The sequence below is a fragment of the Buchnera aphidicola (Brachycaudus tragopogonis) genome (genome assembly GCF_964059175.1).
GTDB lineage: Bacteria > Pseudomonadota > Gammaproteobacteria > Enterobacterales > Enterobacteriaceae > Buchnera > Buchnera aphidicola_BM.
In genome coordinates, this window is the sequence record NZ_OZ060418.1 from 227,670 (window position 1) to 238,886 (window position 11,217).

Sequence of the window (11,217 nt, forward strand, 5' to 3'; positions counted from 1 at the left end):
GTAAAAACAGTGGATATTGAAGTAAAAATGCCTGATATTGGTGTAGATGAAGTAGAAGTTATAGAAATATTAGTTGAATTAAATGAAAAAGTACAAATAGAACAAGGATTAATAGCTGTAGAAGGAGAAAAGACTTCTATGGAAATACCTTCACCTATATCCGGTGTTGTAAAAAAAATTTATATAGAAATTGGTGATAAAATTCAAACTTCTTCTATTATAATGCTTTTTGATGCGCATGATAATAGTGTTAATATTAATAAAAATATTCAAGATGTACCTAAATTAGAAAAAAAAATATTAAAACAAGATATTTTTTTGAAGTCTAAAAAAAATATTCCTATACACGCGACTCCAGTAGTAAGAAGACTAGCACGAAATTTAAATATTGAATTGTGTGATATTATTGGTACTGGTCCTAAAAATCGTATTTTAAAAGAAGACATAGAATTATATAAAAAGAATCTTAAAATTAATACAATACTAGAAAGTAATAACATTGATTTAAACCACGATATTTCATTCGAAATAGAAGAAATAGAATTGAGTTATCTTCAAAAAGCCATAGGTAATAATTTACATAAAAATTGGAATGATATACCTCATGTTACCCAATTTGATGAAGTTGACATTACGATATTAGAAAAATTTCGTCAAAAATATAATTGTGAAAAAAGAAATGAAAAGAATGAAATTTCCAAAATTACAATATTAGTTTTTATAATAAAAATTGTTGCATATGCGTTAGAAAAATTCCCTATTTTTAATAGTTCTCTTAATAAAAATAATACAAAAATTATTTTAAAAAAATATATTAATATTGGTGTTGCAATAGATGTTAATAATGAATTGTTTGTACCTGTATTAAAAGATGTAAATAAAAAAAATATTCAACAATTATCTGATGAATTGATATTCATATCAGAAAAAACACGAAAAAAAAACTTAAATACATCTGATATGACAAAGGGATGTTTTACAATATCTAATTTAGGTGGAATAGGAGGTGGTTGGTTTTCTCCAATTATTAATGCACCTGAGGTGGCTATTCTTGGTATTTCAAAATCTAATATTAAACCATTATGGAATGGTAAAGAATTTTCTCCATCTTTAATGTTACCATTATCTTTATCTTATGATCATCGTGTTATAAATGGTGCTTATGCGGCACGTTTTATTACGTTTATTGGTAAATTACTTTCTGATATACATTTTTTAGTTATGTAATTTTTATTTTAATAAATGTTAAGAGGTTATAATGGATCAAAAAATTTATGTACAGGTTGTAGTGATTGGTTCAGGTCCATCTGGTTATTCTGCAGCTTTTCGTTGTGCAGATTTAGGATTAGATGTTTTGTTAATAGAAAAATATAGTACATTAGGAGGTGTTTGTTTAAACGTTGGATGCATACCTTCAAAATCATTATTGCATATAGCTAAGGTTATTCAGGAAGCAAAAGAACTGTCTAGTACCGGTGTTTCTTTTAGCGAACCAGTTCTTAACATAAAAAAAATTAAACTTTGGAAAGAAAGTGTTATAAAAAAACTTACTGATGGTCTTTCTTATATGAGGAAGCAAAGAAAAATAAGAATTATTCAAGGAAAAGCTGTTTTTAATACTGATACAAGCCTTCTAGTTGAAGAGAAAGAAAAAAAATTTACTGTTCTTTTTGAACATGCAATTATTGCAACAGGTTCTCAACCTATTAAAATTCCTTCAGTATCTTATAATAATGAAAGTATATGGGATTCAACTGATGCTTTATCATTAAAAAAAATACCCAATCGTTTTTTAATTATAGGCAGTGGAATTATTGGGTTAGAAATGGCTACAATATATAGTGCATTAGGTTCGAAAGTTGATGTGATTGATCGTTTTAAAGATTTTCTACCTTCATTAGATAGAGATATTGCTGATGTATATATAAAGTCTATTAATAAAAAATTTAATTTAATGTTAAATACTCATCTTGATAAAATTAAAGAAAGAAAAAATGAATTAATAGTTGAAATGATACAAGATAATTCTAATAAAAAAGATATATGTTATGATGCTATATTAATAGCAATAGGAAGAACTCCTAATATTCATGGTTTAGGACTAGAAAAAATAGGATTAAAAATAAATGATTTTGGTTTTATTCAAGTTGATAAACAATTAAAGACAAATATATCTCATATTTATGCTGTTGGTGATGTTACCGGTTTTCCTATGTTAGCTCATAAAGGCACACATGAAGGGCATATTGCAGCAGAAGTAATTGCTGGAAAAAATCATTTTTTTGAACCTGCAGTGATTCCTTCTATTGCGTATACTGAACCAGAAATTGCATGGGTAGGATTGAATGAAAAAGAAGCTAAAAAAGAAAATATAGATTATGAAGTTGCCTCTTTTCCTTGGAGTGCATCAGGCAGGGCTATTGCTTCTAATTGTAGTGTAGGTATAACAAAGTTAATTTTTAATAAAAATAGCAACAAAATTATTGGTGGTGCTATAGTAGGTACGAATGCTGGCGAATTAATCGGCGAAGTAAGTTTAGGAATTGAAATGGGATGTGATGCTGAAGATCTTGCATTAACAATACATGCTCATCCTACTCTGTATGAATCAATAGGGTTGTCTGCAGAAATTTTTCAAGGCACTATAACAGATTTATTTAATGTGAAATGCAAAAAATAATTACCATTCAAAATATGAATGAATAGAATATTTTTTTTAGAAAAGGAAAAGATTATAGAAATTAAATTTCTATAATCTTTTCTTTTTCTAAAAAAAATATTCTATTGATGAATTTAGATCAATCATGATCTATACTACGTCCTACAAGTTTTTTTATTTTATTTGTTAGTATCATTTTCAATATAAAAAATATATAACTTTTTTATATCCTATAATTATATACCTTATTAAAGTATATTATTTTCAATATTTATATCACTATAAATTAAATTCTTAGATAGATATATTTCTACCATAGTATATTTCTCTCATTTCTTTCCATAATAAATTTATAATATAAGATTGTTCCTCTCGTTTTAAATCATCTATGCAGATATTAAATAAATAATTTTTTAAATTAAATTCTTTTAATAGCATACGAGTATGAAAAATATTTTCTTGATGTACATTTACATCCACCATGTCATACATTGACTTAATATTATCAGACATAAAATTTTGAATAGAACTTATCTTATGATCAATGAAATGTTTAATACCATGAATGTCTCGAGTAAAACCCCTAACACGATATTCAATAGTGACGATATCAGATTCTAATTGATGTATAAGATAATTTAAGGCATTCAAAGGTGATATAATCCCGCATGTTGATACTTCAATATCAGCTCTAAAAGTACAAATGCCACTTTGAGGATGACTTTCTGGATATGTGTGTACGCATATATGACTTTTATCTAAATGAGCAAGAACGGAAGATGATACAATATTATTGTTTAAAACATTAATTTTATCTAAATTTATAGGTTCTTCACATACTAAAATAGTTACACTTGCTCCTTGAGGTTCATAGTCTTGATGAAATATGTTTAAAACATTAGCACCAATAATTGAACAAGTTTTTTTTAAAATTTTAGTTAATCGAATAGCATTATATTGTTCATCAATATAAGAAATATAACTATTGCGTGAATCATTAGTATTCGCATAGCAAATATCATAGATACAAAAACTTAGGCTCTTAGTTAAATTATTAAAGCCATATAATTTTAGTTTTTGCAATTTAATTACTCTCCTATAAAAGGATTTTAACTTTCATTTAATGCATTAAGAATATATTGAGGTAAATAAAAACTACTTATATGAATTTTAGCATTATAGTAATTAAAATCTAGTTTTGTAGATTTTATCCGTGATTGTAAATTAATCAAATTTCTTTTTTTATTTAATTCTATATTGTTAGTACCCCATGCAAAGATCATAATTCCACCATAATAAGTAGGAATGGCTGCATGGTAAAGTTTTGTATCATAAAAATATTTTTTTAATTTTTTATAAGTTGTAATAGTTTCATTTTTTTGGAGAAAAAAAACGCCATTTTGTGCTACAAAAATACCATTTTTATCAAGACAATTTTTACAATTGTAATAAAACTCTGAACGAAATAAATTTTTTCCACAACCTAAAGGATCTGTAGAATCCGATATTATAAGATCGAATTTTTCTTTCGTTTTTTTTGTAAAATTCAAACCATCATCAATAATTAATTTTAAACGAGAATCTTCATAAGCATTTTTATTATGATTTGGAAAATATTTTTTGCATAAATTAATAATATTAATATCAATTTCTACCATAGTAATATTTTTAATATCTTTATGTTTACATATTTCACGTAGGATACCTCCATCTCCTCCTCCTATGATTAGTACGTTTTTGATTGATCCATGAGAAAATATAGGAATATGAGTCATCATTTCATGGTATATAAATTCATCTTTTTCGGTTGTTTGAACAATATCGTCTATTGCCATAATTTTCCCGAAATTAGAATTTTCAAAAATAATTACTTTATGATATTCAGTTTTTGTTTCATATAATAATTTGTCAATTAAAAAATATTGTCCAAGATGGCAATACAGTTTTTCATGCCATATTTTTTTATTAGCCATGATTGTATTTATGTATCCTATAAAAATATAACGTTATAGAGTATTTTGGGATTAATAAAAAATTACGAGTATAGTGAAAAATAGATTTTTAGGTTTTTTTTTGCAAGAAGGAAAATGATTTTTATAGAAAAAAATTATTTTTTTAAAGTTAATTTAATATGTTCAATAATAAATTTATAATACATGTTCCAAAATATTATTACTTAAATACATTTTTTATTAGAAATACTATGAGTAAAATATTATTTATTGAATTATTTCCATAAAATTCTCTAAAATAATTTTCACAAATTCAGCAGATCGTAATGATGCAATTGAAAGATTTTTTTTAAAATTTATAGTAGCATTATTGTCAGATAAATCAGATATAGATTTTACAACAATAAGAGGAATTGTAAATTTATGACAAACTTGAGCTATTGCAGTTGATTCCATATCAACAGCTATTGCAGAAGGAAAATTATTTTTTATTAACATATTTTTTCTAATAAATGAATCTCCACTAACAATAAGTCCCATCATAATATTTAAGTGATCTATAGTAGTGTTTTGTTTTTTAAAAGAATTAAACATTATTTTATTAATTAAAAATTTTTTTGGATATTGAGGTATCTGTCCTATTTTATAACCAAAGTTTGTTAAATCTACATCGTAATAACATGTTTCTTTAGGAATAATTATGTCTCCTATTTTTAGTGATGAAGTTAAACTTCCAGCAGAACCACTATTAATTATAACGTCAGGATTACATAAATGAATAAGATTCATAGTAGATATACTAGCACAAACTTTTCCAATACCTGATTGTATTAAAAAAATTTTATTGTTTGTTGATGTTCCTTCGTAAATAGTATAATTTTTAACGTTTTTTGGTGTAAATGAATGTATTATTTTTTTTAGCATTTCAACTTCTTTTTTTACTGCACCTATTATTCCAATTTTCATTTTATACAATTTATATTTAATTTTAATAAAGTTATAGAATATTATTAATATATCTAATTATTTTTTTAAATGCTAAATGATGAACCGCATCCACATGTATTTTTTGCATTTGGATTAGAAATTATAAACTTAGAGCCTTCTAAATTTTCTAAATAGTCTATTTTTCCTCCATATAAATATTGTAAGCTAATAGGATCAACAATCAATGAAATATCTGATTTATTGATTATAATATCATCTTTATTTATTTTTTCATCAAAAATAAATTGATATTGAAAACCGCTGCATCCACCACCATTGATATAAATTCTTAGTTTTAAATTATTATTTTTTTTAATTGTTATTAAATCTTTTATTCTTTGAGCTGCTTTGTCAGTAAAATCGAGATAATTATTATATTTTTTTTTCATTATTTATATTCTCAAAATTTTTTTTTAAGCATAAATTTTTTCATTTTAATATTATCATAAATAAATATTTTTTAAATATTTTATGTATTTTTTTATTTTTTATAAAAAAACAGTTCCATGCGCCGATAGATAATCTAGTCTTTATTGGCGCAGGTTATTAAAACAATGACATTATCAACTAATATTTAATATAATATTTTTTAATCTATTATTCATTTTAAAAAATTAATCTGATTTTTTACGAAGAAAAGATGGAATGTCTAAATATTCTGTTTCTTGGTTTTTTTTATTTTCTGTATTTATTATTTCTTTTTTTGTGATTTTTTTTTCTATTTTTGTTGGAGATATATTTAAATATTGATAGCGATAGTCCATTAATACTTCTCTAGATGATTTATTTTTTATTTGATTAATATCTCCTAACTGTTTTTCGATGCCAATACCTGTAGCTACGACTGTTACTCGTAAAGTATCATTCATATCAGGATCTAAAGAGGTTCCTATTACAACTGTAGCATTGTCAGAAGAAAAAGATCTAATAGTATTTCCAACTGTTTCAAATTCATCTAATTTTAAGTCAAAACCAGCTGTAATATTAACTAGTACACCACGTGCACCAGATAAATCTATATCTTCTAATAAAGGGCTAGATATAGCTATTTCCGAGGCTTCTTCTGCACGATTTTCTCCAGAAGCTATTCCAGTCCCCATCATAGCATATCCCATTTCTACCATTACAGTACGTACATCAGCGAAGTCTACGTTCATTAAACCAGGCCGTGTAATTAATTCAGCAATACCTTGTACTGCTCCTTTTAAAACATTGTTAGCAGCACTAAAAGCATCAAGTAAAGATATTCCCCGACTAAGAACTTTTAATAATTTATCATTTGGAATAGTAATTAAAGAATCTACATATTTTGATAATTCAATAATTCCTTGCTCAGCAACAATCATTCTTTTTTTACCTTCAAAATTAAAAGGTTTTGTTACTACTGCTACAGTTAAAATACCTAATTCTTTTGCGATTTCTGCCACTACAGGAGCTGCTCCAGTTCCTGTTCCTCCGCCCATTCCAGCTGCTATAAAAACCATATCGGAACCATCTAGTGCAGATTTTAAAAGTTCTTTATCTTCTTCTGCAGAAGTCCGTCCGATTTCTGGATTTGCCCCAGCACCCAATCCTTTAGTGATATTATTACCTATTTGTATAGTTTGTTCTACTTCTACTTTTCTTAAAGCTTGTGCATCAGTGTTAATAGCAAAAAACTCCACACCTTCAATATGCTCCTTAATCATATGTTCTACTGCATTTCCACCGCCACCTCCAACACCAATTACTTTTATTATTGCGTTATTACTTAATTCTGCAGGTTCAAACATAATTTATTTCCATTATCTATCTTTGTTTTATAAAATTTTAAGCATAGTTTTTTTAAAATTCTTTTTGAAACCAGTTATTAATTTTTTGAAACCATGTCTCAATGAAAGAAATTTCTTTTTTTTTCTTGTCAATATTAATATAAAATTCTTTACTATAATGCAATAAACCAATTACTGTTGAATAATTTGGTTCCGTGATATTTTCTATTAATCCTGAAATATTTAAAGGTGTAGCAATTCGTACTTTTTTTTGGAATACTTTTTGTGCGCAGTCAGTTAAAAATGAAATTTTTGATCCTCCTCCTGTGAGCACTATACCACTCAATAATTCATATTTTTCTCCATTTTTATAAAGTTTTTTTTGTACATGTAAAATTTTATTTTTTACTAAAGATAACAATTCAACATATCTTGATTCAATTACTTCTATTAATGCATCTTGTTGTAAATTGTTTTGAAAGTTTCCATTTATATTAGAACAATCAATGTTTTTTGATGAACCTAACGGTGGTTTTATTACAGAACCATATTGAATTTTCATGTTTTCTGCATCAGAATAAGAAGTACTAAAAGCATATGAAATATCGCTAGTTACAATGTTACCTGCATATGGGATGACTTGACTATGTTCTATAGCGTCGTTAATATAAATAGTAAAATCTATTGTACCTCCTCCTATATCAATCATACATACGCCGAGCTGACGTTCATCTTTAGTTAAGACAGCTTTACTAGAAGCGAGACCTGAAAAAATCACTTGATCAACTTTTACATCACATTTTTCTACAGCTTTAACTATATTTTTAGCCATATTTTTATGGCAAGTAATCAGATGAGCCTTTACTTGCATACGTACTCCAGATAAACCTATAGGATTTTTTATTCCAGATTGTTGATCAATTGAATATTCTTTTGGAATGACATGTAATATATGATGTTCATTAAGAATTTTAACAGATTTTGCAATGTGTATTACATTTTCTAAATCTTCTTTTGTAACTTCATCTTCAGAGATTGGAACTATTCCTATTTCGTTTTGACAGTGAATATATTTATTAGATAAAGATAAATATACAGAAGTAATTTGACAATCTGCCATAGTTTCAGCTTTATGTATAGATTCTTGTATACAAGTAACTACTGTATCTAAATTATTTATACGTCCTTTATTTATTCCTTTAGAAGAGCAAGTGCCAAATCCGATAATTTTAATTGTATTATCTATCAATATTTCTCCTACTACAGTTACTACTTTAGTAGTACCAATTTCTAATCCCACTACTAATTTTCTATCCTGTGATATAATCATTATTCTTTAGCCTGTACTGTATTACTTTAGTTATTACTTTTTAATAAAATATCATTTTTTATTTTTTTTTATTTATGATCTGATAATAAAATTTTATAAAAAATATATTTTTCTTGTTTTTATATACAATAGGGTAAAAAATATTATGTAAAATAAATTAAATACTTGTTTCTAAAATTAATAATACTAATTCATCAAATGATATCCCAACTTCTTGCGCAGATATAGGTAATAAACTACGTTTAGTCATACCAGGTATAGTATTTACCTCTAACAGCCAAAATTTATTTTCTTGATCTAATATTACATCAATTCTTCCACATCCAGTACATCCTAGTATTTTCCATGCAGATATTACTATTTTTTTTAATTCTTTTTCTTGTGTTATGTTTAATCCACTTGGACAAAAATATTGAGTTGAAGAAGATTTATATTTAGCATTATAATCATAAAAATAATGTTTTGTTGATATACGAATAGACGGTAGTACCTGATTATTAAGAATAGAAACAGTATATTCTTTTCCCTCTATAAATTTTTCAATTAAAATATTATCGTCGTATTTGAATGCTTTTTGAATAGCAGAATCTATTTCTTCAATAGATGAGACTAATGTAATACCTATACTAGATCCTTGACTGTTTGGTTTTACTAAAATAGGTAAACCTAATTCTAATATTTTTTGTCTTTCAGAAAAGTATAAAGATGCTTTATTTTTTTTTGTTATATAAATATCAGGTACGGTTAAAAGATCAATAGACTTCCATAATAATTTAGTTCTAAATTTATCTATAGAGATAGATGAAGCCATAATTCCACTTCCTGTGTAAGGTATTTTTAAATATTCAAGAACTCCTTGAATGCTACCATCTTCACCACCTTTTCCGTGTAGCGCAATGTATGCTTTATCAAATGTTTCTTTTTTTAGTTGAATAATAGAGTAAGATTGTAAATCAATAGGATATGCCTGAAATCCAGATTTTAGTAAACTTTTAAGCACAGCTCGTCCTGATTTAATAGATATTTCTCTTTCAGAAGATGTTCCTCCTAACAAAACTGCTATTTTTTTATTCATTTTATCACTTTATATTATTTTTTTTTGAATCAATATTTTATGTATTATTTGATCTATATTTCCTGCTCCTTGTATCAAAATAATATCATTTCCATTTAATCTAGAAATCAAGACATCTAATATTAAGTTATTATCAGAAATTAAAGTAGCATGAATGTTTCCTTTTTTTTGTACATCCTGACATAGTGAAAAACTATCTGCTCCAGGAATGCATGTTTCATTTACAGAATATACATTTAATATTAAAAGAGTATCAACTTGAGATAAAACATTAACAAAATCATAATATAAATTATATGTTCGTGTGTATCGGTGGGGTTGAAATATCATTATTAAATTTTTATTTGGCCAACTGAGCCTAATTGTTTTAATAGTTTCATATAATTCTGTAGGATGATGTCCATAATCATTTATCAACATAGCATTAACATTTTGTTTAATATTGTTTTTAACAGAAAATAAACCCAAATATTCAAATCTTCTGCAAGTACCTTGAAAATTTTTTAATGATAAAATTATATCAGATTTTTTTATACCTTCAGAAATGGCAAGAGCGACAGCAGCGGCTGAATTTAATGCATTGTGTCTACCAGGAATATTTAATGTTATATTTAATTCTATGTTATTTTTGATAATTAATGTAAAATATCCAATAAAAGCATCCTGTTGATAGCGAAAAACACGAATGTCTGCGTTCTTATTAAATCCATAAGTTATTACTTTACATTTAATATGCGGTAAAATTTCACAAATATTATGATCATCTATACATACTATAGCCGTTCCATGCAATGGAATTTTTTTTAAAAATTTTAAAAATGTTTTTTTTAGTTTTTTAAAATTATTCTTATAGTGATCCATATGATCAGATTCAATATTAGTTACAATACCTATCATAGGATTTAGATAGAGAAAAGAAGCGTCACTTTCATCTGCTTCTACAATAAAGTAACGAGAAGATCCAAGTTGCGCATAAGAGTTTATAGATTTTATCAAACCTCCATTGATAACAGTAGGACTTAATCCACTATTTTTATATATATCTAAAATCATGGAAGTAGTAGTGGTTTTTCCATGTGTTCCAGAAATAGCTATTCCAAATTTAAATTTCATTAGTATTTGAAGCATTTCAGCTCTTAATAATACAGGAATATTATTTTTTTTAGCAGCAATTAGTTCTTTATTATTTTCTTCTATAGCACTAGATTTTATTATAAAATCTATATTTTTTATATTTTTTTCAGAATGTTGAAAATATATTATTGCCCCCAACTTCTTTAATTTTGTTGTAATGGAGCTTTTTAATAAGTCAGAACCACTAATTTTATATCCTAATTTTAATAAAATTAAAGCAATTCCTACCATTCCTATACCACCAATACCAATTAGATAAATATTTTTATTTTTTTTTTATTAGGAATAAAAAAATTAATTTTTTTTATTTGTTCTCGATTCATAGTGTT

At 25.7% G+C, this 11,217-nt stretch carries 9 protein-coding genes and 1 pseudogene; 2 read left to right on the forward strand and 8 right to left on the reverse strand.

Features of this window, described 5'->3' with window-relative positions; translation table 11 throughout:
- Positions 1–9 precede the first annotated feature (9 nt).
- Both AB4W64_RS01060 and lpdA read left to right on the forward strand, forming a co-directional pair.
- The gene (locus AB4W64_RS01060; RefSeq protein ID WP_367678208.1) at positions 10–1,227 is read left to right on the forward strand and encodes a 2-oxo acid dehydrogenase subunit E2; all 1,218 of its coding nucleotides are present in this window, start codon (positions 10–12) and stop codon (positions 1,225–1,227) included.
- A gap of 31 nt (positions 1,228–1,258) precedes the next feature.
- The gene (lpdA, locus tag AB4W64_RS01065) at positions 1,259–2,680 is read left to right on the forward strand and encodes a dihydrolipoyl dehydrogenase (RefSeq protein WP_367678209.1); all 1,422 of its coding nucleotides are present in this window, start codon (positions 1,259–1,261) and stop codon (positions 2,678–2,680) included.
- 273 nt (positions 2,681–2,953) lie between these two features.
- Here lpdA and speD read toward each other — a convergent pair whose 3' ends face one another.
- The 8 genes and pseudogenes from speD to murC all read right to left on the reverse strand — a co-directional run bounded on the left by speD (position 2,954) and on the right by murC (position 11,211).
- On the reverse strand, positions 2,954–3,742 hold the full coding sequence (gene speD / locus AB4W64_RS01070; RefSeq protein ID WP_367678210.1) for an adenosylmethionine decarboxylase: 789 nt from the start codon (positions 3,740–3,742) through the stop codon (positions 2,954–2,956).
- Between the two features lie 26 nt (positions 3,743–3,768).
- Positions 3,769–4,632 carry a polyamine aminopropyltransferase gene (speE, locus tag AB4W64_RS01075; RefSeq protein WP_367678211.1) on the reverse strand — a complete coding sequence of 288 codons (864 nt, stop codon included), beginning with the start codon at positions 4,630–4,632 and terminating at the stop codon, positions 3,769–3,771.
- A gap of 246 nt (positions 4,633–4,878) precedes the next feature.
- Positions 4,879–5,577 carry a 5'-methylthioadenosine/adenosylhomocysteine nucleosidase gene (locus tag AB4W64_RS01080; RefSeq protein WP_367678212.1) on the reverse strand — a complete coding sequence of 233 codons (699 nt, stop codon included), beginning with the start codon at positions 5,575–5,577 and terminating at the stop codon, positions 4,879–4,881.
- Positions 5,578–5,642: 65 nt separating this feature from the next.
- Complete coding sequence (erpA, locus tag AB4W64_RS01085) at positions 5,643–5,987, reverse strand: iron-sulfur cluster insertion protein ErpA (RefSeq protein ID WP_367678213.1); 345 nt, start codon at positions 5,985–5,987, stop codon at positions 5,643–5,645.
- Between the two features lie 225 nt (positions 5,988–6,212).
- Positions 6,213–7,370 carry a cell division protein FtsZ gene (gene ftsZ, locus AB4W64_RS01090; RefSeq protein ID WP_367678214.1) on the reverse strand — a complete coding sequence of 386 codons (1,158 nt, stop codon included), beginning with the start codon at positions 7,368–7,370 and terminating at the stop codon, positions 6,213–6,215.
- A gap of 52 nt (positions 7,371–7,422) precedes the next feature.
- Positions 7,423–8,679: a cell division protein FtsA gene (gene ftsA / locus AB4W64_RS01095; protein WP_367678215.1), complete on the reverse strand. Its 1,257-nt coding sequence runs from the start codon at positions 8,677–8,679 to the stop codon at positions 7,423–7,425.
- A gap of 157 nt (positions 8,680–8,836) precedes the next feature.
- Positions 8,837–9,754, reverse strand: a complete 918-nt coding sequence (locus AB4W64_RS01100; protein ID WP_367678216.1) for a D-alanine--D-alanine ligase — start codon at positions 9,752–9,754, stop codon at positions 8,837–8,839.
- 9 nt (positions 9,755–9,763) lie between these two features.
- Positions 9,764–11,211, reverse strand: a pseudogene (gene murC / locus AB4W64_RS01105) (UDP-N-acetylmuramate--L-alanine ligase).
- Between the last annotated feature and the right edge of the window lie 6 nt (positions 11,212–11,217).

Excerpts from the sequence above, each read along its gene's own strand:
- lpdA (WP_367678209.1), top strand. The coding sequence starts at position 1,259 with ATGGATCAAAAAATTTATGTACAGGTTGTAGTGATTGGTTCAGGTCCA.
- speE (WP_367678211.1), bottom strand. The coding sequence starts at position 4,632 with ATGGCTAATAAAAAAATATGGCATGAAAAACTGTATTGCCATCTTGGA.
- AB4W64_RS01080 (WP_367678212.1), bottom strand. The coding sequence starts at position 5,577 with ATGAAAATTGGAATAATAGGTGCAGTAAAAAAAGAAGTTGAAATGCTA.
- erpA (WP_367678213.1), bottom strand. The coding sequence starts at position 5,987 with ATGAAAAAAAAATATAATAATTATCTCGATTTTACTGACAAAGCAGCT.
- ftsZ (WP_367678214.1), bottom strand. The coding sequence starts at position 7,370 with ATGTTTGAACCTGCAGAATTAAGTAATAACGCAATAATAAAAGTAATT.
- ftsA (WP_367678215.1), bottom strand. The coding sequence starts at position 8,679 with ATGATTATATCACAGGATAGAAAATTAGTAGTGGGATTAGAAATTGGT.
- AB4W64_RS01100 (WP_367678216.1), bottom strand. The coding sequence starts at position 9,754 with ATGAATAAAAAAATAGCAGTTTTGTTAGGAGGAACATCTTCTGAAAGA.